Origin of the sequence: Serratia myotis (genome assembly GCF_027474885.1) — a bacterium.
In the GTDB taxonomy this organism is placed as follows: Bacteria; Pseudomonadota; Gammaproteobacteria; order Enterobacterales; family Enterobacteriaceae; genus Serratia; species Serratia proteamaculans.
Window position 1 is genome coordinate 1,821,515 of the sequence record NZ_CP099707.1, and the last position, 22,050, is coordinate 1,843,564.

At 53.4% G+C, this 22,050-nt stretch carries 15 protein-coding genes; 10 read left to right on the plus strand and 5 right to left on the minus strand.

Features of this window, described 5'->3' with window-relative positions; genetic code table 11:
- Positions 1-194: 194 nt before the first annotated feature.
- A complete protein-coding gene (locus NHG65_RS08530; protein WP_499183159.1) occupies positions 195-1,340 on the plus strand; it encodes an MFS transporter in 1,146 nt (381 codons plus the stop codon).
- A 51-nt stretch (positions 1,341-1,391) separates the two neighbouring features.
- Here NHG65_RS08530 and pflA read toward each other — a convergent pair whose 3' ends face one another.
- From pflA to ycaO, 4 genes are all read right to left on the minus strand, one after another.
- Positions 1,392-2,132, minus strand: a complete 741-nt coding sequence (gene pflA, locus NHG65_RS08535) for a pyruvate formate lyase 1-activating protein (RefSeq protein WP_085116064.1) — start codon at positions 2,130-2,132, stop codon at positions 1,392-1,394.
- A gap of 296 nt (positions 2,133-2,428) precedes the next feature.
- Positions 2,429-4,711 carry a formate C-acetyltransferase gene (pflB, locus tag NHG65_RS08540; protein ID WP_099061748.1) on the minus strand — a complete coding sequence of 761 codons (2,283 nt, stop codon included), beginning with the start codon at positions 4,709-4,711 and terminating at the stop codon, positions 2,429-2,431.
- Between the two features lie 54 nt (positions 4,712-4,765).
- Positions 4,766-5,626 carry a formate transporter FocA gene (focA, locus tag NHG65_RS08545; protein WP_099061747.1) on the minus strand — a complete coding sequence of 287 codons (861 nt, stop codon included), beginning with the start codon at positions 5,624-5,626 and terminating at the stop codon, positions 4,766-4,768.
- 471 nt (positions 5,627-6,097) lie between these two features.
- A complete protein-coding gene (ycaO, locus tag NHG65_RS08550) occupies positions 6,098-7,861 on the minus strand; it encodes a 30S ribosomal protein S12 methylthiotransferase accessory factor YcaO (protein ID WP_099061746.1) in 1,764 nt (587 codons plus the stop codon).
- Between the two features lie 148 nt (positions 7,862-8,009).
- On the opposite strand from ycaO, the gene ansB reads away from it, so the two are divergent.
- The 9 genes from ansB to lpxK all read left to right on the plus strand — a co-directional run bounded on the left by ansB (position 8,010) and on the right by lpxK (position 20,310).
- Positions 8,010-9,056, plus strand: a complete 1,047-nt coding sequence (gene ansB / locus NHG65_RS08555; RefSeq protein WP_499183160.1) for an L-asparaginase 2 — start codon at positions 8,010-8,012, stop codon at positions 9,054-9,056.
- 282 nt (positions 9,057-9,338) lie between these two features.
- A complete protein-coding gene (gene serC, locus NHG65_RS08560; RefSeq protein ID WP_207977614.1) occupies positions 9,339-10,424 on the plus strand; it encodes a 3-phosphoserine/phosphohydroxythreonine transaminase in 1,086 nt (361 codons plus the stop codon).
- Between the two features lie 114 nt (positions 10,425-10,538).
- On the plus strand, positions 10,539-11,825 hold the full coding sequence (gene aroA / locus NHG65_RS08565; protein WP_099061743.1) for a 3-phosphoshikimate 1-carboxyvinyltransferase: 1,287 nt from the start codon (positions 10,539-10,541) through the stop codon (positions 11,823-11,825).
- Between the two features lie 276 nt (positions 11,826-12,101).
- Entirely contained in the window at positions 12,102-12,791 is a 690-nt protein-coding gene (gene cmk / locus NHG65_RS08570; RefSeq protein WP_085116071.1) for a (d)CMP kinase, read from the plus strand.
- A 181-nt stretch (positions 12,792-12,972) separates the two neighbouring features.
- The gene (gene rpsA, locus NHG65_RS08575) at positions 12,973-14,652 is read left to right on the plus strand and encodes a 30S ribosomal protein S1 (RefSeq protein WP_099061742.1); all 1,680 of its coding nucleotides are present in this window, start codon (positions 12,973-12,975) and stop codon (positions 14,650-14,652) included.
- A gap of 62 nt (positions 14,653-14,714) precedes the next feature.
- Positions 14,715-14,999 (plus strand): integration host factor subunit beta, encoded by a 285-nt coding sequence (ihfB, locus tag NHG65_RS08580; RefSeq protein ID WP_004942652.1) that lies wholly within the window; start codon positions 14,715-14,717, stop codon positions 14,997-14,999.
- A gap of 333 nt (positions 15,000-15,332) precedes the next feature.
- Complete coding sequence (locus NHG65_RS08585) at positions 15,333-17,546, plus strand: ComEC family protein (RefSeq protein WP_499183465.1); 2,214 nt, start codon at positions 15,333-15,335, stop codon at positions 17,544-17,546.
- A 35-nt stretch (positions 17,547-17,581) separates the two neighbouring features.
- Positions 17,582-19,330 (plus strand): lipid A ABC transporter ATP-binding protein/permease MsbA, encoded by a 1,749-nt coding sequence (gene msbA, locus NHG65_RS08590; protein ID WP_099061740.1) that lies wholly within the window; start codon positions 17,582-17,584, stop codon positions 19,328-19,330.
- Positions 19,330-20,310, plus strand: coding sequence for a tetraacyldisaccharide 4'-kinase (gene lpxK, locus NHG65_RS08595; protein ID WP_099061739.1), 981 nt, complete (start codon positions 19,330-19,332; stop codon positions 20,308-20,310). Before msbA ends, lpxK begins: the two co-directional genes overlap by 1 nt.
- A gap of 1 nt (position 20,311) precedes the next feature.
- Here lpxK and hglS read toward each other — a convergent pair whose 3' ends face one another.
- Entirely contained in the window at positions 20,312-21,718 is a 1,407-nt protein-coding gene (gene hglS / locus NHG65_RS08600) for a 2-oxoadipate dioxygenase/decarboxylase HglS (protein ID WP_499183161.1), read from the minus strand.
- Positions 21,719-22,050 lie beyond the last annotated feature (332 nt).

The following is a 22,050-nucleotide window of genomic DNA, read 5'->3' on the forward strand; positions in this document are numbered from 1 at the left end:
CTGTTTTGCTTTCCATCATGTCCTTCCTCCCCGCGAGGTTTATCAGTGCTCAGCATAAAGGTTTTTGCTCTGTGTTACGCCTGCCAGTCTGTGTAATACAAATTGTGCGGTGTACTGATAAGAGCTGATTGACTTTTTTATCGCCAGTGGCATGATGCGCGCACTCTCATTGCGCGTTCGGTTTTAATCTCACTATGTCCGCATATTCCCGCCCAGTGCTCCTGCTGCTCTGTGGCCTGTTGTTGCTCACGGTTTCTATTGCCGTATTGAATACGTTAGTTCCTCTTTGGTTAACCCATGCTCAGTTGTCAACCGGGCAGGTGGGAATGGTAAGTTCTTCTTACTTTACCGGCAATCTGTTCGGCACGCTGATTGCGGGCAAACTGATCCAGCGCATTGGCTTTACCCGCAGCTATCATCTTGCCTGCGTGGTGTTCGCCGTGGCGACCGCCGGTATGGCGTTGTCGCTTGATTTCTGGAGTTGGATGGGGTGGCGTTTCTTTGCCGGTATCGGCTGTGCCTGGATTTGGGTGATTGTTGAGAGCGCCTTACTGCGCAGCGGTAATCTTTCCAACCGTGGCCAACTGCTGGCGGCCTATATGATGGTTTACTACCTCGGTACGGTGGTCGGCCAACTGCTGTTGAGTATGGTGTCTACCGAACTGTTGAACGTGGTGCCTTGGGTAACAGCCATTGTGATCAGCGCCATGTTGCCGATGTTGTTTGCCCGGGTGAACAGCCAGCACGATGAACCCCAACAGGCCGCGGTATGGCCGATGCTGAAACGCCGCAGTGCCCGGTTGGGTATCAATGGCTGCATCATCTCCGGGATTGTGCTTGGTTCACTGTATGGTCTGATGCCGCTGTATTTATCTCATCAGGGGATGAGTGATGCCAACGTCGGTTACTGGATGGCGTTGCTGGTCAGCTCCGGCATTGTTGGTCAATGGCCGGTGGGGCGACTGGCTGACCGCTATGGTCGCCTGCTGGTACTGCGCATTCAGGTGTTTGTGGTGATCCTCGCCAGCGTGGCGATGCTCAGTCACTCTGCCATGGCACCATCGCTGTTCATTCTCGGCTGTGCCGGCTTTACCCTGTATCCGGTGGCGATGTCCTGGGCCTGTGAGAAGACGTTACCGCATGAGCTGGTGGCGATGAACCAGGCGCTATTGATGAGTTACACCATTGGCAGCCTGCTCGGCCCGTCGATGACGGCGCTGCTGATGCAAAATTATTCTGACCAGTCGCTGTTTGTGATGATTGCCGCCGTGGCTCTGGTCTATCTGATGATGCTATTGAAAAAGCCGGACCCGCAACACACTCCGTTTGCTGCCGCCTGAGCATAAAAAACCCGGCCATACCGTGCCGGGTTTTTTGTTGTTGCTAGCGGATCAGTACATCACTTTGTGGCCGTAGCTTTCCAGAATACCTTTGACGCGCTCCATAGTGTCCGCTTTCGGCGGATGAACACCGTCCAGCTTGTACTCTTCCCCCATCGCTACCCACTTGTGTTTGCCCAGTTCGTGGTAAGGCAGCAGTTCGATTTTCTCGATGTTGGTCATGTCCTTGGTGAACTCACCCAGCAGGTGCGTTGACTTGTCATCATCTGACCAACCCGGCACTACCACATAACGGATCCAGGTGCGCTGATTGCGCTTCGCCAAATAGCGGGCGAATTCCAGCGTGCGGTGGTTAGAAACGCCGACCAGATTCTGGTGAATGTCGTCGTTCATCTGTTTGAGATCCAGCATCACCAGGTCGGTGGCATCCAGCAGTTCGTCGATCACCGGATCGTAACGTCGTACAAAACCGTTGGTGTCCAGACAGGTGTTGATACCTTCTTCATGACAAGCCCGGAACCAATCGCGGACGAATTCGGCCTGCAGGATAGCCTCGCCGCCGGAAGCCGTAACGCCGCCACCGGAGGCATTCATAAAGTGGCGATAGGAGACGGTGTCTTTCATCAATTCTTCGACGGTGACTTCTTTCCCACCGTGGGTATCCCAGGTATCACGGTTGTGGCAATACAGGCAGCGCATCAGGCAGCCCTGGAAGAAAACGATAAAGCGGATCCCTGGGCCATCTACGGTGCCACAGGATTCGAAGGAGTGGATGCGACCTGTCACTGACATTGCGGGGTTTTCTCCAATATTGACTGTCAAACGCAGTCTAAAAGTAGGCTCATAACCGCCAGCCAGGGATCAGCGATGCAGTAAGCGGGCAGGGCCCGACGACTGGGGTGGAACGATTCCTGTTGGCCGGTTATTACGCCGGATAACTGTTTTGCCGGATATCCATCAAGTATAGCTATCTGGCAAAACAGACTCGTGCTGAGTCAGGGAACTAGCATTTATTAAAAAGGCCGGAAAGATCCGGCCCCGGGGTTCAGCTTAACCACCGAGCGGGAAACCCCGCCCGGATGGGGCAATTACATCGACTGAGTGAAAGTACGGGTAATTACGTCTTGCTGTTGTTCTTTGGTCAGCGAGTTGAAGCGAACGGCATAACCGGATACGCGGATGGTCAGCTGAGGATATTTCTCAGGATCTTGCATCGCGTCCAGCAGCATTTCACGGTTCATCACGTTGACGTTCAGGTGCTGACCGCCTTCGATAGAAGCTTCGTGGTGGAAGTAACCGTCCATCAGACCCGCCAGGTTGGCTTTACGCACGTCGTCGTCTTTACCCAGTGCGTTTGGCACGATGGAGAAGGTGTAGGAGATCCCATCCTTCGCATAGGCAAACGGCAGTTTGGCTACGGAAGTCAGAGAGGCTACGGCACCTTTCTGGTCACGGCCGTGCATTGGGTTAGCACCTGGACCGAATGGAGCGCCAGCACGGCGACCATCTGGGGTGTTACCGGTTTTCTTGCCGTAAACCACGTTGGAAGTGATGGTCAGTACGGACTGAGTCGCTACAGCATTACGGTAGGTACGCAGTTTCTGAATTTTCTTCATGAAACGTTCTACCAGGTCACAGGCGATGTCATCAACACGAGCATCGTTGTTACCGAACTGCGGGTATTCACCTTCGATTTTGAAGTCTACGGCCAGGCCGTCTTCATCACGGATGGTGGATACTTTAGCGTACTTGATAGCAGACAGGGAGTCAGCCGCAACGGACAGACCTGCGATGCCGCAAGCCATGGTGCGGTAAACGTCACGGTCATGCAGTGCCATCAGTGCAGCTTCATAGCTGTACTTGTCGTGCATGTAGTGAATGATGTTCAGCGCGGTCACGTACTGCTTGGCCAGCCAATCCATAAAGTGGTCCATACGTTCCATGACTTTGTCATAGTCCAGCACGGTATCCATCATTGGCGCTTCTTTCGGGCCAACCTGGATTTTCATTTTTTCATCAACGCCGCCGTTGATGGCGTACAGCATGGTTTTCGCCAGGTTGGCACGGGCACCGAAGAACTGCATTTGCTTGCCGACGATCATCGGGCTAACGCAACAGGCGATGGCGTAGTCATCGTTGTTGAAGTCAGGACGCATCAGGTCGTCGTTTTCATACTGTACGGAGGAGGTGTCGATAGACACTTTCGCTGCGTATTTTTTGAAGTTCAACGGCAGTTTTTCAGACCACAGGATGGTCATGTTCGGTTCCGGAGACGGCCCCATGGTGTACAGGGTGTTCAGGAAACGGAAGCTGTTTTTGGTGACCAGAGTACGGCCGTCAACGCCCATACCTGCCAGGGACTCAGTCGCCCAGATTGGGTCGCCGGAGAACAGCTCATCATACTCAGGAGTACGCAGGAAGCGCACCATACGCAGTTTCATCACCAGGTGGTCAATCAGTTCCTGCGCCTGTTCTTCGTTCAGTTTGCCTGCTTCGATGTCGCGTTGGATGAACACGTCAAGGAAGGTAGACACGCGGCCGAAGGACATGGCTGCACCGTTCTGGGATTTCACTGCGGCCAGGTAGCCGAAGTAGGTCCACTGTACGGCTTCTTGCGCGTTGGTAGCCGGCTTAGAGATATCGCAGCCGTATTTGGCCGCCATTTCTTTAATCTGGCCCAGAGCGCGATGCTGTTCAGCAATTTCTTCACGCAGCTGGATGGTCATTTCCAGATCTTCGCCGTTTTCCAGCTTGGTCTGCAGTGACTTGAACTGATTCAGTTTGTCGGCCATCAGGAAATCGATGCCGTACAGGGCTACGCGACGGTAGTCACCGATGATGCGGCCACGGCCATAAGCATCTGGCAGACCGGTCAGCACGCCGGATTTACGGCAGTTCAGAATGTCTTTGGTGTAAACATCAAATACGCCCTGGTTGTGGGTTTTGCGGTATTCGGTGAACACTTTTTTCAGCTGTGGATCCAGTTCACGGCCATAGACCTTACAAGAACCTTCTACCATTTTGATGCCGCCGAATGGGATCAGCGCACGTTTCAGTGGTGCATCAGTCTGCAAGCCAACGATGGTTTCCAGCTCTTTGGCAATGTAGCCAGCGTCGTGGGAAGTGATGGTAGCTGCAACGTTGGTGTCGAAATCAACTGGCGCATGGGTGCGGTTTTCCAGTTTGATCCCTTCCATAACCTTGTCCCACAGGGTGGAAGTGGCCTGAGTTGCGCCGGCCAGGAAGGATTCATCACCCTCGTAAGGAGTGTAGTTTTTCTGGATGAAGTCACGAACGTTGACCTCGTTCTGCCAGTCACCTTTACTGAAACCTGCCCAAGCTTTGGCTAACTTCTCGTTAAGTTCGGTCATTATACACCTACCTTTAATTGTGGAGTTCTAACTCGGCGCGCGATAACTAACAGCTTAGTGCTGTTGTTCACCACCACGCAGATAAATTACCCAGTAAGTCAACCCAACCAGCAAACCGCCACCAATGATGTTGCCAATGGTGACTGGGATCAGGTTGTCGATGATAAAGTTGCTTACGGTCAGATGAGCAAACTGCTCAGGTGTTGCCCCTATGGCTTGCCAGAATTCTGGCGTGGCGAAGTTTTTAACCACGATACCCATAGGGATCATAAACATGTTGGCGATGCTGTGTTCGAAACCGCTGGCGACAAACATGCCGACCGGCAGGATCATGGCGAACATTTTGTCCATCAGGCTGCGGCCTGAGTAGCTCATCCACACCGCCAGGCAGACCATCAGGTTAGCCAGAATGCCGAGGCAGACGGCCTCAACAAAAGTGTGATGCAGCTTGTGGTCAGCGGTTTGCAGGACGTTCAGGCCCCATTGGCCGTTGGCCACCATGTGTTCGCCAGAGAACCAGATGAGTGCCACAAAGAACAGTGCGCCAATCAGGTTACCGATATAGACATTCAGCCAGTTGGCACCCAGCTGGCACCAGCTGATACGGCCGCTGGCCTTGGCGATGACAATCAGTACGGTAGAAGTGAACAGGTCGGCGCCCGAAACGACGACCAGCATTAACCCCAGGGAGAAACAGATGCCGCCGACCAATTTTGCCAGGCCGAAAGGCACACCGGCAGTGCCGGTAGTCGCCGTGATATAAAACACGAATGCGATTGAAATAAAGACACCGGCAGTGATCGCCAAATAAAACGTTTTCAGCGGATGCTTGGTGGCTTTGTACACACCTGCATCCTCAGCGATTTTCGCCGTTGCTGCAGGTAATATCAGATCGAAGGGGTTGTCAGCTTTCACACTAACTCTCGCTTTTAAGGGTTAAAACAACGCAATGAGATACTAGCAAAGCAGTATAGGGTAAAAATTGATTTGGATCATAAGGCGAGAAACTAAAGCGGCCAAAAACCAGATAAATCGCAAGGTTTATTGAGTTAACTAATTGAATTTTATTGTAAAACTATTTTTTAATGTTTGCAAATAATTTTGAATAAACCATCCGAACCTTCTCGGAAAGGTTAAATTTTCATGCATTTTGTCACTTTCCGATGGTCAGCGTTTAATTATCGGTTAATTATTATTTTACCGACCGGTAACAATTGCCGTTTTATTTGTCTTGTTTGCTGATAAGTGCGTAATTAAGCGAAAAAAATAAGCAGAAAAACCGCTTATTTAACCGTCAAAATAAGATGTTGATAATTTGGAGAGAGGCGACAGGGGGCAATTTGAGTATTGCGCCGGCAGCGGACCGCCGGCGCAAAGGGACTGAGATTATGCTTGCGCCCAATAACGGCGTTTGGCGTTCTGCAGTTTTTCGTAGGCCGCTAACAGCGCCTGATGAGCCGGCAAGGCTTTCAGATCGTTATCGACTGCGAACAGGCCGTTAAAGCGCACTTCGCCGCTGATGGCCGCAGAGGCAGCATCTACCGCTTCCTGACCGTACATCTTCACGAAGGCAGTGTAGTACTGCGCCGGATCGCGGTCAGGTTCTTGTGTCAGTAACAGCAGCGTTTGCAGGCAACGGTAATAGTTGCTGCGTGCCGGGCTCAACACCGAAGCGTTGAAGTCTTGCGTCCACTCGGCCCAGATCAGCGCCTGGTCCATATCGCCACCGGCCAATGCCAGCATTGATTTCAACTCGCCAACGCGCAGGGTGTTCCAGGCGTTGTCTTTACCGGAAGCAATACCCAGCAGTTCGCGCACGCGGGTGAAATCGTCCAGGCCTTCGTCGTCAAAGCGTTCAATCAGCGCCAGATATTCTTGCGGCTCCCACTCACTGCCCGGCAGAGCCAACAGAAGATCACGCAGGTGCGCACCCATGCTGTTGTTGGCCAGCAGCAGGTCTTCCGCAGGGTAAATATCGGACATGCCCGGCACTATGATGCGGCAGGCATACACGTCCAAATGTTCGTAGTCGGCGATGTACACTTCCGCGCCTTCTTTATCGAAGATGCTCATCAACGTGGCGAACTCTTCCTGCGTGCTGCCGCTGAAGCTCCAGTCGACAAACGGGTAATCCGCATCCTGCTTGAACATATCCCAGGAGATCAAACCGCTGGAATCGATAAAGTGGGTTTCCAGGTTGGTATGCTCTGCGACTTCTTCGTCGTCGAAGGTTGGTGCGGTGAACACATCCAGATCCTTCAGGCTACGGCCCTGCAGCAGTTCAGTCACGGTACGCTCAAGTGCCACGCCAAAATCAGGATGGGCGCCGAACGAGGCGAAACAGGTGCCGTTAGCCGGGTTGAACAGCACAACGCAGATCACCGGGTAGTTGCCGCCCAGTGAGGCATCGTAAGAGAGGATCGGGAAACCTTCTTCTTCCAGCTTGGCGATAGCTTCCACCACGCCCGGATAGCGGTTCAATACTTCAGCCGGGATCTCCGGCAAGCTGATGGATTCGGCGATGATGCGGTTTTTCACATAGCGCTCGAACACTTCAGACAGGCCCTGTACGCGAGCTTCGTTGGCGGTGTTACCGGCAGACATGCCATTGGACACATAAAGGTTACCGATGATGTTCATCGGGATGTAAACCGTCTGCTGGTCGGACTGACGGGAGAATGGCAGGGCGCAAATGCCACGATCGCCATTACCGGACTGCAGGTCGATCAGATCGCTGGCGTTAACTTCCCGATCCGGATTATAGAATGCATGCAGACGATCATCGAGAATGCCGGCCGGCAGCGAATCATCGGCTGGGATCGGGAACCATTTCTCGTTCGGGTAATGCACGAAATCGCCTTCGGCAATCTGTTTGCCCAGATAGAAGTCGGCAAAGAAATAGTTGGTAGAGAGACGTTCGAAGTATTCGCCCAAAGCGGAGGCCAGCGCAGCTTTTTTGCTGGCGCCTTTACCGTTGGTGAAGCACAGCGGGCAATCGCGATCGCGGATGTGAACCGACCATACGTGTGGCACCGGGTTCAGCCAGGAGGCCTCTTCGATATTAAAACCCAGATCGCTTAATTTCTGTTGGAAACGGGCGATAGAGTCTTCCAGCGCGGCGTCTTTGCCAGGGATAAAAGTTTGCGTCATTGTCTTCACTTTTTGAGCGTACTAAAAACGCGCAATGATACGGGGTTTTACGCCCAAGCTCCATGTATTCCTAAATCGGTGGCAAAGTCACAGTTTTTTTGGGGATAAGGGCCATAATTCAGCGGGTTATCTATCATGGAGAAACCCAATGAAATCAGTGAAACTCAGCGCTGTGGCGCTCCTGCTGGCGGGCGCAAGCGGTTCTGCTCTGGCCTTGCCCACCATTACGCTGTTGGCGACCGGTGGCACCATCGCCGGTGGGGGCGAATCGGCGACAAAATCCAACTACACGGCGGGTAAGCTGGGCGTTGATGCCCTGGTGAATGCCGTGCCGGAGTTGAAAAACGTCGCCAATGTGCAGGGCGAACAGGTAGTGAACATCGGTTCGCAGGATATGAATGATGAAGTTTGGCTGAAGCTGGCGAAGAAAATCAATGCCGACTGCGCTAAAACTGATGGTTTTGTCATCACCCATGGCACCGACACACTGGAAGAAACCGCCTACTTTCTTGATCTGACGGTAAAATGCGATAAGCCGGTGGTGATTGTCGGAGCGATGCGCCCGGCCACCGCGATGAGTGCCGACGGTCCGTTTAATCTGTATAACGCCGTGGTGACGGCAGCCGATCCGCAATCGGCTAAACGCGGTGTGCTGGTGGCGATGAACGACATCGTGCTGGATGGGCGCGACGTGACTAAAACCAATACCACTTCCGTACAGACTTTCCAGTCGCCCAACTTCGGCCCGCTCGGCTATATCCATAACGGCAAGGTTGATTACCAACGTTCACCGCAACGCAAACACACTACCGATACCCCGTTTGATGTCTCCAGCCTGACAGCGCTACCCAAGGTCGGCATTATCTATAACTATGCCAATGCTTCCGATGCGCCGGCCAAAGCGCTGATTGCCGAAGGTTATCAGGGCATCGTCAGCGCCGGGGTCGGTAACGGCAATCTGTATAAAACGGTATTCGACACCCTGGCGACAGCCGCCCATAACGGGGTCGCCGTGGTGCGTTCCTCCAGAGTGCCCACCGGCGCGACCACCGAAGATGCCGAAGTGGATGATACCAAATTAGGCTTTGTTGCCGCCGGTACGCTGAATCCGCAAAAAGCGCGGATCCTGCTGCAACTGGCGCTGACTCAGACTAAAGACGCCAAACAAATTCAGCAGATGTTTAATCAATACTGAGTGTCTTTCCTTCATTCGGGGGCCTGCGTGCCCCCTAGCCATGTCGGCTGTATACAGCATAAAAAACCGCGTTAACCCACTGAATTGGCCGTTGTCACAGCGTTTTATTGCAAAAAATACCGGTGATTTGGCAGAGCCTGTTAGTGCAGGGGTTGGGCGTTTCCCGGCATCGGGCGAATAACCATTGCAGGAGGGGGGCGCGAGTGATAAAACCGAAGGATTAATTCGGGCGTATTTCGGTAGGCCAGTATCATTGGCGAATAGTGAATGTGGTGAGGGGAAATGACTCAGGTTTATAATTTTAGCTCTGGTCCGGCCATGCTGCCGGTTGAAGTTTTGCGTCGTGCGGAACAGGAGCTGTGCAACTGGCACGGTCTTGGCACCTCGGTGATGGAAATCAGCCATCGCAGTAAAGAGTTTATCGAAGTCGCTCAGCAGTCCGAACAGGACCTGCGCGATCTGCTGAAAATCCCCTCCAACTATAAAGTTCTGTTCTGCCACGGTGGTGCCCGCGCGCAGTTTGCCGCGTTGCCTCTGAACCTGTTGGGTGACAAAACCACCGCAGACTATATCGACGGCGGTTATTGGGCACATAGCGCCATCACCGAAGCGAAAAAATACTGCACGCCAAACACCATCGACGTGAAAACTAACGTCGACGGCCTGCTCGGCATCAAACCGATGAAAGAGTGGCTGTTGAGCGATGACGCGGCTTACGTGCATTACTGTCCGAACGAAACCATCGACGGCGTGGCTATCGATGAGGTGCCTGACTTCGGCGATAAAGTGGTGATTGGCGATTACTCCTCCACCATTCTGTCCGGTCCGCTGGACGTTAGCCGTTTCGGCGTGATTTACGCCGGGGCGCAGAAAAATATTGGTCCGGCCGGTCTGACGCTGGTGATTGTACGTGAAGATCTGCTGGGTAAGGCGCGTCGTGAAGTGCCGTCGATCCTCGATTACACCGTGCTGGCCGAGAACGACTCCATGTTCAACACGCCGCCGACCTTTGCCTGGTACCTGTCCGGCCTGGTGTTCAAATGGCTGAAAGAGCAGGGTGGCCTGGTGGAAATGCATAAACGTAACCAGGCCAAGGCCGAGTTGCTGTACGCGACCATCGATAATTCTGATTTCTACCGCAGCCGGGTGGCGCTTGCCAACCGTTCCTGGATGAACGTGCCGTTCCAGTTGGCGGATCCTGCGCTGGATAAGGTGTTCCTCAGCGAAGCAGAAGCCATTGGCCTGCAAGCGCTGAAAGGCCACCGAGTGGTTGGCGGCATGCGCGCTTCTATTTACAATGCAATGCCGCTGGCCGGTGTGAAGACATTAACCGACTTTATGGCCGACTTCGAACGTCGTCACGGTTAAGCCAGGTTGCCTGCCTTGAGCGGGCCGCCTTCGCTGTTGTCCTTTTGAGTTAAAGCGGCTCCGGCATTTTCCCGGGGCCGTTTCGTTTATCAGATTTTGGAGATTTTAGTTCACATGGTGGATTCCCTGACGTTACAACCGGTTGCCTTGGTCAATGGCACCGTCAACTTACCCGGCTCCAAGAGCGTGTCCAACCGTGCTCTGCTGCTGGCTGCGCTGGCGGAGGGAACGACGACGCTGACCAACCTGCTGGACAGCGACGACGTGCGCCATATGTTGAATGCGCTGCAGGCGCTGGGCGTGAACTATCAACTGTCAGACGATCGCACCACTTGTAAAGTTGAAGGTGTTGCCGGCCCGCTGGTGGCCAGCCAGCCGCTTGAACTGTTCCTCGGCAATGCCGGTACCGCGATGCGTCCCTTGGCGGCCGCGTTGTGCCTGGGCAGCAATGATGTGGTGCTGACCGGTGAGCCACGCATGAAAGAGCGTCCAATTGGTCATCTGGTGGATGCCCTGCGTCAGGGCGGCGCCCAGATTGATTACCTGGAGCAGACCGATTATCCGCCATTGCGCCTGCGTGGGGGTTTCCGCGGCGGTGATGTGACCGTCGACGGCAGCGTTTCCAGTCAATTCCTGACCGCATTGCTGATGGCGGCACCTTTGGCCGAACAGAACACCAATATCCATATCAAGGGTGAGCTGGTTTCCAAGCCGTACATTGATATCACGCTGCACCTGATGCGTACCTTTGGTGTTGAGGTCAGCCACGACAACTATCGCGTGTTCCACATCAGTGGCCGCCAAACCTACCGTTCTCCGGGCGACTACCTGGTGGAGGGTGATGCTTCTTCGGCTTCTTACTTCCTGGCGGCCGCCGCAATTAAAGGTGGCACCGTGCGTGTCACCGGCATCGGTAAGAAAAGCGTTCAGGGTGACACCAAATTTGCCGATGTACTGGAAAAAATGGGGGCACGCATTACCTGGGGCGATGACTATATTGAATGCAGCCGCGGTGAATTGCGTGGCATCGACATGGATATGAACCACATTCCTGATGCGGCGATGACCATTGCGACTGCGGCCCTGTTTGCCGAAGGCCCAACGACCATTCGTAATATCTATAACTGGCGGGTGAAAGAAACCGACCGTCTGGCTGCGATGGCGACAGAGTTGCGTAAAGTGGGCGCGGAAGTGGATGAAGGGGAAGACTATATTCACGTCGTACCGCCGGCCAAGCTGAAATTTGCCGATATCGGTACCTACAATGACCACCGTATGGCGATGTGTTTCTCGCTGGTGGCGCTGTCGGATACTCCAGTGACCATTCTCGATCCGAAATGTACCGCGAAAACCTTCCCGGACTACTTCGAACAACTGGCACGCATCAGTCAATTGGCGTGATCCGCAGTCAGATACTTTCTTTTAAGGCCCTTAATTGGGCCTTTATTGTTTTTAACGCCTGTAGCCCGGCGCTGTCCGCTATACTTTTGCGCGGTCATACGCTTATTTTCAACAACCAGACAGTTCCAGGGTAACAGTTCGCCGTTTGGCAGCGTATAATGCGCCACCGTGACTGCCCCGATTGGGCGGGCGGCAGGGATGTTTTTAATTATGCTTTCGCATTGTGCTGGCGGCAGGTTATGTCCCTGTGAGGTTTTCTACCTGAAGGAGAGAGAAATGACGGCTACAGCCCCGGTGATAACCGTTGATGGACCAAGTGGCGCAGGCAAAGGCACGCTGTGTAAAGCGTTGGCCGAATCACTTGGTTGGCGTTTGCTGGATTCCGGTGCGATTTATCGCGTGCTGGCTTTGGCGGCGTTGCATCATCAGGTCGATATCACGTCTGAGGAGGCGCTGGTTCCACTGGCCGCACATCTCGATGTTCGCTTTATTGCCCTGGATGGCAAACTGCAGGTTATTTTGGAAGGTGAGGATGTCAGCAATGAAATCCGCACCGAAACCGTTGGCAATACCGCTTCGCAGGCAGCCGCTTTTCCGCGCGTGCGTGAAGCCCTGTTGCGCCGCCAGCGGGCGTTCCGTGAGGCCCCTGGGCTGATTGCCGATGGCCGCGATATGGGCACGGTGGTGTTCCCCGATGCGCCGGTCAAGATTTTCCTGGACGCCAGTTCGGAGGAGCGTGCACACCGCCGCATGCTACAGTTGCAGGAAAAGGGCTTTAATGTTAACTTTGAACGTCTTTTAGCCGAGATAAAGGAACGGGATGACCGTGACCGTAATCGGCCTATCGCGCCCCTGGTGCCTGCTTCCGACGCCCTCGTGCTGGATTCAACCAGCATGTCGATCGACGAAGTCATCCAGCGTGCGCTGACTTATGCACATGAAGTTTTAGCGTTGCCGCAGCAGTAAGCGCGGCGGCGTTATTGGCTTTTTGTCATATTTGTCATGGTAGTATCGAACTATATCGGGTAAAATTTTACCCCTGTAACCTAAACCCTGTCGGCATGGAGCCAATGGCGGGGTATGTGAAACAACCCCATTCGGCGGGATGCTAAATGGACGTTAAACTATAGAACCCTGAAGATTAAACATGACTGAATCTTTCGCTCAACTCTTTGAAGAATCCCTGAAAACAATCGAAACCCGTCCGGGTTCCATCGTTCGTGGCGTTGTAGTTGCTATCGACAAAGACGTAGTACTGGTTGACGCCGGTCTGAAATCTGAGTCTGCCATCCCGGCTGAGCAATTCAAAAACGCACAGGGCGAGCTGGAAATCCAGGTAGGCGACGAAGTTGATGTTGCGCTGGACGCTGTTGAAGATGGCTTCGGTGAAACTCTGCTGTCCCGTGAGAAAGCTAAGCGTCACGAAGCTTGGATCACGCTGGAAAAAGCTTACGAAGAAGCTGAAACTGTCGTCGGTGTTATCAACGGCAAAGTTAAGGGTGGCTTCACTGTAGAGCTGAATGGTATTCGTGCGTTCCTGCCAGGTTCCCTGGTTGACGTGCGTCCAGTACGTGACACTCTGCACCTGGAAGGCAAAGAGCTTGAGTTTAAAGTCATCAAGCTGGACCAGAAACGCAACAACGTTGTAGTTTCTCGCCGTGCGGTTATCGAATCAGAGAACAGCGCAGAACGTGATCAACTGCTGGAAAACCTGCAGGAAGGCATGGAAGTTAAAGGTATCGTTAAGAACCTCACTGACTACGGTGCATTCGTTGATCTGGGCGGCGTAGACGGCCTGCTGCACATCACTGATATGGCTTGGAAACGCGTTAAGCATCCGAGCGAAATCGTCAACGTTGGCGACGAAATCACTGTTAAAGTGCTGAAGTTCGACCGCGAGCGTACTCGTGTTTCCCTGGGCCTGAAGCAACTGGGCGAAGATCCATGGGTTGCTATCGCGAAACGTTACCCAGAAGGCACCAAGCTGACTGGTCGTGTAACCAACCTGACTGATTACGGCTGCTTCGTAGAAATCGAAGAAGGCGTTGAAGGTCTGGTACACGTTTCTGAAATGGATTGGACCAACAAAAACATCCATCCGTCCAAAGTTGTTAACGTGGGCGATGTAGTGGAAGTTATGGTTCTGGACATCGATGAAGAACGTCGTCGTATCTCCCTGGGTCTGAAGCAGTGCAAAAACAACCCATGGCAGCAGTTTGCAGAAACCCACAACAAGGGCGACCGCGTTGAAGGTAAAATCAAGTCTATCACTGACTTCGGTATCTTCATCGGCCTGGACGGCGGCATCGACGGCCTGGTTCACCTGTCTGACATCTCCTGGAACGTTGCAGGCGAAGAAGCAGTTCGTGAATACAAGAAAGGCGACGAAATCGCAGCGGTTGTTCTGCAAGTTGACGCAGAGCGCGAGCGTATCTCCCTGGGCGTGAAGCAGCTGGCTGAAGACCCGTTCAATAACTACCTGTCTATGAACAAGAAAGGTACTATTGTTACTGGTAAAGTCACTGCAGTTGACGCCAAAGGTGCTACAGTTGAATTAGCAGGCGGCGTAGAAGGTTACCTGCGTGCTTCTGAAGCCTCTCGCGACCGCATTGAAGATGCAACTCTGGTTCTGAATGTGGGTGACGACGTTGAAGCTAAATTCACCGGCGTTGACCGTAAGAACCGCGTAGTAAGCCTGTCCGTACGTGCTAAGGACGAAGCTGACGAGAAAGATGCAATTGCTACTGTTAATAGCGGCAGCAAGCAGGAAGAAAGCAACTTCTCTAACGCAATGGCTGAAGCTTTCAAAGCGGCTAAAGGCGAGTAATGACGGGGGGCGGTTTTTGACCGCCCCGATACGGTAGTTTAGCTGCAAAGCTTGGAGGAACTATGACCAAGTCTGAACTTATTGAAAGACTTGCTGGCCAGCAATCTCATGTACCGGCGAAAGCCGTTGAGGATGCAGTGAAAGAGATGCTAGAACATATGGCTGCAACGCTAGCCGATGGGGAACGCATCGAGATCCGCGGATTCGGCAGTTTTTCTCTTCACTACCGTGCTCCGCGTGTGGGTCGCAACCCGAAAACTGGCGATAAAGTTGAGTTGGACGGCAAGTACGTTCCTCACTTCAAGCCAGGCAAAGAGCTGCGTGACCGCGCCAATATCTATGGCTAGTCACTGACTGACCATAGAGTTGTTGCTTGTAAAGAAATACAAAACGGTGCCCTTGGGGCGCCGTTTTTTTTTGCCTGTTATCTTCCATTGGCGGTCTCGGCGCTTCTTGCGAGCCAAGCCGCAGCATGTGGTTAGCCGTGGTAACGGCTGCTGTTATTGTGCGGTGACGATCGCGTGCCGTCAGATTGTTGATGGTGAGTATTGGCCTATGCGTAAACAATCCCGTGATGTTGGCAGCCTGAATAGCTGCCCGATACCGGGAGATCACTTATCAAAACTTCGCTGGATTTGGCTGTAAGTGCAATTATCTGCGGTATTTTACCGCTGCTTTTCATGCCGTCCTTACCCGATGCGCGCCTCACTCTGTGGGTCACCTTACCTGTTTGTCTCTGCCTGTGGTGTAGGGGCAACGTAGGCCGATTTATGGCGTGGGGGGCATTGGGTTTTCTTTGGGCGGTATTTACTGCCGGAACCCTGGTTAATCAAATCAATCGCTTAAGTCAGGGCCCAGTGGTGAACGCGGTGGTTCAGGTGAGCAGTATTGCGTTGGCTTCCGCACCACGAAAGCAGACGGTTATGCGTATCGAGCAGATCAATGGCCACTGGCTGGTGCCCTCGATCGCTTTCTCCACCCGCTGGCAGCCGAAAGATCGGCCCCTGTGCGCCGGACAACGCTGGCGATTGCACCTGCGCTTGCGGCCGGTGCATGGCAGCTTAAATGAAGGGGGCTTTGACAGTCAGCGTTGGGCGATGTCACGGCGCCAACCTTTGACGGCACAGGTTAAGAGCGCGGTAATCCTGGACCAAAGTTGCGGTTGGCGGCAGCGCATGATCGGCCATGCCGAGAGCAATATGGGAGTTCTCCGCTATAAAGCCGTGTTGCTGGCGTTGGCATTTGGAGAGCGGGCGGCGCTGGAACCGGCACTGCGGACTTTGATGTTGAAAACCGGCATTGCCCACCTGATGGCCATTTCGGGGCTGCACGTGGCGATGGTGGCTATTTTGATTTGGTCCTTGTTACGGGCTCTGCAATTTTTTCTGCCGGCAAACCTGATTGGTTACCGTTTTCCACTGATCATCAGTTGGCTCGGCGCATTGGGCTATGTCTGGTTGGCTGGCGCGCATCCACCCGCGGTAAGAACCGGCCTGGCGCTGACACTGTGGATGTTGTTGCGTATACGCGGCATCCATTGCTCTTCCTGGCAAATTTGGCTGTGGTGTATCGGGCTAATCCTGGTTTGTGATCCGCTGGCAGTGTTATCCGACAGCTTTTGGCTATCGGCCACGGCAGTGCTTTGCCTGATTTTTTGGTTCGAATGGGTGCCGTTGCATCCCCGCTTTCGCTCGGGATGGTACTGGGCACCGCTACGTTGGCTGCATATTCAGTTTGGTATCACATTGCTATTGGTCCCCATGCAGGCCGGCTTGTTTCTTGGCCTGACGCTTACCTCCATACCGGCCAATCTTTGGGCTGTCCCCCTGGTCTCGCTGGTCACGGTACCCTTGATCCTGCTGGCAGTGGTGGTGGGTATTTTCCCGATGTTGAGTGCGGGACTCTGGGAAGTAGCCGATCTTACCCTGGCAGGGGTGTTTACCCCATTACACTACCTGCAAAATGGTTGGGTCGATCTTGGCGCAGCCTCTCTGGCTGTCAGTCTTACCGGTTGGCTGCTGGTGATTTTTTGGCGTTTTCACTGGTGGTGGCGTTATGCATCGGTGCTGGCAACTTTGGCGGTGTGTGGCTTACTGTGGCGTGAAAGAGAGCCCACATACTCTTGGCGTGTAGATATGCTAGACGTTGGGCATGGTTTGGCGATGGTGGTTGAAAAGAACGGTCGGGCAATATTGTATGATACTGGCCCCCGTTGGGGGACAGGGAGTGCCGCTGGTCGGAATATTTTGCCGTTTCTTCACTGGCGAGGATTACCTGTGGAGCAAATCATTATCAGTCACGATCATCTGGATCATATCGGTGGTCTTGAAGAGATGCAGCGGGCATTTCCGCAAGCGGCCGTAAGAAGTCCACGTCTTGATGCAGGTCATTTACCCTGCGTGGCCGGGGAGCGCTGGCAATGGCAATCGTTACAGTTTCAAGTGTTGTGGCCGCCAAAGAGGGTAAAAATGGCAGGAAACGATGATTCATGCGTAATTCGTATTGATGATGGCAAATATAGCCTGTTGCTAACCGGCGATGCAGAAAAAAGGACGGAGGCACAGCTGGTACGGCATCAACGTCCTTTATTGAGCGCTACAGTGTTACAGGTACCGCATCATGGCAGTAAAACCTCGTCCACGCCGCCATTTTTGCGGGCGGTAGCGCCGAAGGCAGCAATAGCTTCGGCATCGCGTTACAATAAATGGCGTTTACCTGCGGTTAAAGTTGTCACCAGATATCTGGCAAATGACATCATATGGCGCGATACTTCGCGCTCCGGTCAGTTATCCGTACTTTTTTTCGACAACGATTGGCAAATTAAAGGCTTTCGTGAACAATTAATGCCCCGTTGGTACCATCAGCGGTTTGGCGTAGAGGGTGATAATGAGTAAAATGGGCCGCTATTTCTTCCGATGCTGGTATTTGCATGATGAATGATAAAGATCTCTCCACCTGGCAGACTTTCCGTCGCCTCTGGCCGATGATCACACCTTTTAAGACCGGACTGATCGTGGCCGCCATTGCGTTGGTACTTAACGCGGCCAGCGACGCCTTTATGTTGTCTTTGCTTAAACCTTTATTGGATGACGGTTTTGGGAAAACGGAAAGCAGCATTCTGCTGTGGATGCCATTGGCGGTAATTGGCCTGATGGTGGTGCGCGGGGCGACTGGCTTCGTTTCCAGTTACTGTATCTCCTGGGTATCCGGTATGGTGGTGATGCATATGCGCCGCCGGCTGTTTGGCCATATGATGAGAATGCCGGTATCGTTCTTCGATCAGCAGTCTACCGGGACCTTGCTGTCGCGGATCACCTATGATTCCGAACAGGTCGCTTCATCGTCTTCCAGTGCGCTGGTGACCGTGGTGCGTGAAGGGGCGTCGATAATCGCGCTGTTCACCATGATGTTCTACTACAGCTGGCAGCTGTCGGTGATCCTGATCGTACTGGCCCCTATTGTCTCTATTGCTATCCGCATTGTTTCCAAACGCTTCCGTAATATCAGCAAAAACATGCAGAACACGATGGGGCAGGTGACGACCAGCGCAGAGCAGATGCTTAAAGGCCATAAGGAAGTGCTGATTTTTGGCGGTCAGCAGGTTGAAACCGATCGCTTCAATTCGGTCAGCAACCGCATGCGCCAACAAGGTATGAAACTGGTTTCCGCTTCCTCTATCTCTGACCCCATTATTCAGCTTATCGCGTCACTGGCGCTGGCCTTCGTGCTGTATGCCGCCAGCTTCCCTAGCGTAATGGCTACCCTGACTGCCGGTACTATCACCGTGGTGTTCTCTTCGATGATCGCCCTGATGCGCCCGCTGAAGTCACTGACCAACGTCAACGCTCAGTTCCAGCGTGGGATGGCGGCGTGCCAGACCTTATTTTCGATTTTGGATATGGAACAGGAAAAAGATACCGGCACCCGTGAAGTTGCACGTGCGAAGGGCGATATCGAATTCCGTAATGTCACTTTCTACTATCCAGGCAAAGAAACTCCTGCGTTGCGCGATATCAATCTGAGCATTTCAGAAGGTAAAACTGTGGCGTTGGTAGGGCGTTCCGGTTCGGGCAAATCGACGATCGCCAATCTGCTGACCCGTTTTTATGACGTCCAGGAAGGCGAGATCCTGATGGATGGTCATGATTTGCGCGAGTACACACTGGCATCGCTGCGTGATCAGGTAGCGCTGGTTTCGCAAAACGTGCATTTGTTCAATGACACTATTGCCAACAACATCGCTTACGCGCGTGAAGAACGTTATAGCCGCGAAGAGATAGAAAAGGCTGCGCGCATGGCTTATGCCATGGACTTCATTGAAAAAATGGAGAACGGTCTGGACACGGTGATCGGTGAGAACGGCGTAATGCTGTCCGGCGGTCAACGCCAACGTATCGCTATCGCCCGTGCCTTGCTGCGTGACTGCCCGATCCTGATCCTCGATGAAGCTACTTCGGCACTGGACACAGAATCGGAACGTGCTATTCAGGCCGCGCTGGATGAATTACAGAAGAACCGTACTTCACTGGTGATTGCGCACCGTCTGTCGACCATTGAGAAGGCTGATGAAATCCTGGTGGTTGAGGATGGCCGTATCGTTGAGCGTGGCGAGCATGCGGTCTTGCTCGAAAAGCGGGGGGCTTATGCCCAGCTTCACCGTATGCAGTTTGGTCAATAATGATTGAGCGCATCTGGTCAGGCAGTTCGCTGGTTTATTTGCTGCTGTTACCGCTGTCCTGGCTGTATGGCCTGGTCAGTGGTCTGATTCGGCTCAGCTACCGTTGCGGCCTGCGTAAAAGCTGGCGCGCACCGGTGCCGGTGGTGGTGGTAGGGAATCTCACTGCCGGTGGCAACGGCAAAACTCCGATGGTGATCTGGCTGGTAGAACAGTTGCAGCAGCGCGGATACCGGGTGGGTGTGGTTTCTCGCGGTTATGGTGGTAAAGCCGAGGCTTATCCGCTGTTACTTAACGCGAGCACGACCACCCAGCAGGCGGGCGATGAGCCGGTGCTGATTTTTCAGCGTACTGCTGCACCAGTGGCAATCTCACCCAAGCGTTGTGAAGCGGTTCAGGCGTTGCTTAAGCAGCAGCCACTTGATGTGGTGATTACCGATGACGGTCTGCAGCATTACGCTTTGCAGCGTGATTTTGAACTGGTGGTGATCGACGGAGTACGCCGCTTTGGCAATGGATGGTGGTTACCGGCAGGCCCGATGCGCGAACGTGCTTCGCGGCTAAACAGCGTTGATGCCCTGATTGCCAACGGTGGTGTGGCCCAGCAGGGTGAGATCGCCATGCGGTTGCAGGCACGTGACGCGGTTAATGTTGCCAGCGGTGAGCGCCGCCCGGCAGTCGAACTGCCGCATGTAGTGGCAATGGCCGGTATCGGTCATCCCCCACGCTTCTTCGCCACCTTGGAAAAGCTGGGTGTGGAGGTTGAAAAGGAAGTGGCATTTGCCGATCATCAGGAATATCAGCATGACCCCTTGGCGGCGCTGGTATCTTCAGGGCAAACGCTACTGATGACTGAGAAAGATGCGGTCAAATGTCGTGCTTTTGCCCAGCCCAACTGGTGGTATTTACCGGTTGACGCGGTACTTCCCCCCGAACAGGCTGAGCAACTGCTGCACAGCATTGAAACTCTGCTAAAAAAATAATTCAGATTGCCAGCGCGTGAAGCCCCAGTGCTTGCGCGCAGGCGTCTATCGAACGCTGTTGCGTTTGCTGATATAACGCCAATTCATCAACCACTTCTGCACCCAACGCCAGTTCAAATGCCGCCCTGCTTGAGGCTGCGTTGTACTGCGTGTGGCCACTGTCGCCCAAATTCGATTGGAAAATGCCTGCGGCACTGACCGGCAGAAAATCTTCATAGACCAGCGGCTGGAAACGGATATATTCCTGAGCGATCAGCTGTTCCAACGTGCTGTGGTGATCCAGGGTTTCTTTAGCTGCCAGCCCACATTCGGTCGGGAAATAGCGGAACCAGGCCAACTGCTGCTCACGCAGGGTGGCGTAATCATCTGGAAATGCCTGGAAATTTTCCGCCAGTAACTGGTTGTAGCGCTCAGCATTTTTTTCGCTCGGCGGGGCCTGCAAAGCATCATTGGTCGCCTGTAGCAAGCGATCGTACAGTGTACGGCCTTTGGTTGTCAGTGCCACTCCGCGCTGTTCAATTTCGCCGAAGCGTGCCGTGTGATGCCCGGCTACGGCGCTACCATCATGTTCAACAAAATCAACGTTCTCTTCCAGCGCTTTAAAACTGGTTTGGCGCAGCAGGATAGGGCGGCGACGTGGCGGCGGGCCTTCAATCACCGCTTTGGGGGTGATACCCCGGCCGGGCATGGCTTGCTGGACCAAATCGATATCGAGAGTGCGTGGTGTTAAATGGTTAATGTGCGGGCCTTTAAAGGCCACGACATCGGCGATCAAACGGTGCTGGTCATGCAACTGTTGATATTCGGCTGCGCTGACCGTCGCCCGGCTGTGCCAACGGAAGGTTTCCAGCGCCTGTTCGACAAATTCATTTGCCTGGCTGTCATCCAGCCCGCCCTGAGCTTCCTGCAATACGATCAGCTCCAGTGCCCGTTCGGTAAAAATACGGCGACGGGCCAACAGGCGTTGTGCCAGTTCGCGTAACTCTGGGTTTTCAATCAGCTCAAGCCGTAATAATGAGGTGAACACCCGAAATGGACTGATTTGCAGCGCATCTTCGTGTACTGCCCGAAACGCGGTGGAGTGTACCGGGACACCTGCGACGGCCAGGTCGTAGTAGCCGACCGGAGACATGCCCATCACATTAAACAGCCGCCGCAGGGTGGCCAATTCTTCTGAGGTACCCACCCGAATTGCCCCATGGCGTTCCATGGCCAGACGTTCGATTTCGCCGGTAATTTGTAATTGATGAGCCAGTGCGGCATCTTCGCGCAGGACCTGTCGGTTGGTTTCCGCCACCAATTCCAGCAAATCGCCATACAGAGGTACCTCGTTTTGGTACATTTCTGACATGGCGTGGGAGAATCTGGCGCGGATTTCATTCGGTGAGACGAACTGCTGGGCGGTCATGCGCATAGCTCCTTTATTCAGTATAATCTGAAAAATATCATTCTTGGCGGCAAAAGTGCTGGCTGAAAGGCCATTAGCCTTGTTTTCACCTCAAGTTTAGCTATGTCGATTAGGTTTTGTTATAGCTAGGGCAAGCATATTAGATTTTTATGCGTTAGCTCTCATTTGAACAGGAAATAACGGAAAGTACGGCCGTCCGGAAGGCAATGACGCCAAGCGATTCTCGTAAAAAAAGATAAATAAATTCATTAGCAATCATAGATATAAAAACAAATGCGGCCTTATGATAAAAATAAGGCAATAAACCTCTTGTGCAAAAGATAGATTTATGA

Bases quoted from the DNA above. Each gene is read 5' to 3' on its own strand.
- aroA (WP_099061743.1), top strand. From the start codon at position 10,539: ATGGTGGATTCCCTGACGTTACAACCGGTTGCCTTGGTCAATGGCACC.
- serC (WP_207977614.1), top strand. From the start codon at position 9,339: ATGACTCAGGTTTATAATTTTAGCTCTGGTCCGGCCATGCTGCCGGTT.
- ansB (WP_499183160.1), top strand. From the start codon at position 8,010: ATGAAATCAGTGAAACTCAGCGCTGTGGCGCTCCTGCTGGCGGGCGCA.
- rpsA (WP_099061742.1), top strand. From the start codon at position 12,973: ATGACTGAATCTTTCGCTCAACTCTTTGAAGAATCCCTGAAAACAATC.
- lpxK (WP_099061739.1), top strand. From the start codon at position 19,330: ATGATTGAGCGCATCTGGTCAGGCAGTTCGCTGGTTTATTTGCTGCTG.
- pflA (WP_085116064.1), bottom strand. From the start codon at position 2,132: ATGTCAGTGACAGGTCGCATCCACTCCTTCGAATCCTGTGGCACCGTA.
- hglS (WP_499183161.1), bottom strand. From the start codon at position 21,718: ATGACCGCCCAGCAGTTCGTCTCACCGAATGAAATCCGCGCCAGATTC.
- NHG65_RS08585 (WP_499183465.1), top strand. From the start codon at position 15,333: ATGCCGTCCTTACCCGATGCGCGCCTCACTCTGTGGGTCACCTTACCT.
- msbA (WP_099061740.1), top strand. From the start codon at position 17,582: ATGATGAATGATAAAGATCTCTCCACCTGGCAGACTTTCCGTCGCCTC.
- ycaO (WP_099061746.1), bottom strand. From the start codon at position 7,861: ATGACGCAAACTTTTATCCCTGGCAAAGACGCCGCGCTGGAAGACTCT.
- NHG65_RS08530 (WP_499183159.1), top strand. From the start codon at position 195: ATGTCCGCATATTCCCGCCCAGTGCTCCTGCTGCTCTGTGGCCTGTTG.
- pflB (WP_099061748.1), bottom strand. From the start codon at position 4,711: ATGACCGAACTTAACGAGAAGTTAGCCAAAGCTTGGGCAGGTTTCAGT.
- ihfB (WP_004942652.1), top strand. From the start codon at position 14,715: ATGACCAAGTCTGAACTTATTGAAAGACTTGCTGGCCAGCAATCTCAT.
- cmk (WP_085116071.1), top strand. From the start codon at position 12,102: ATGACGGCTACAGCCCCGGTGATAACCGTTGATGGACCAAGTGGCGCA.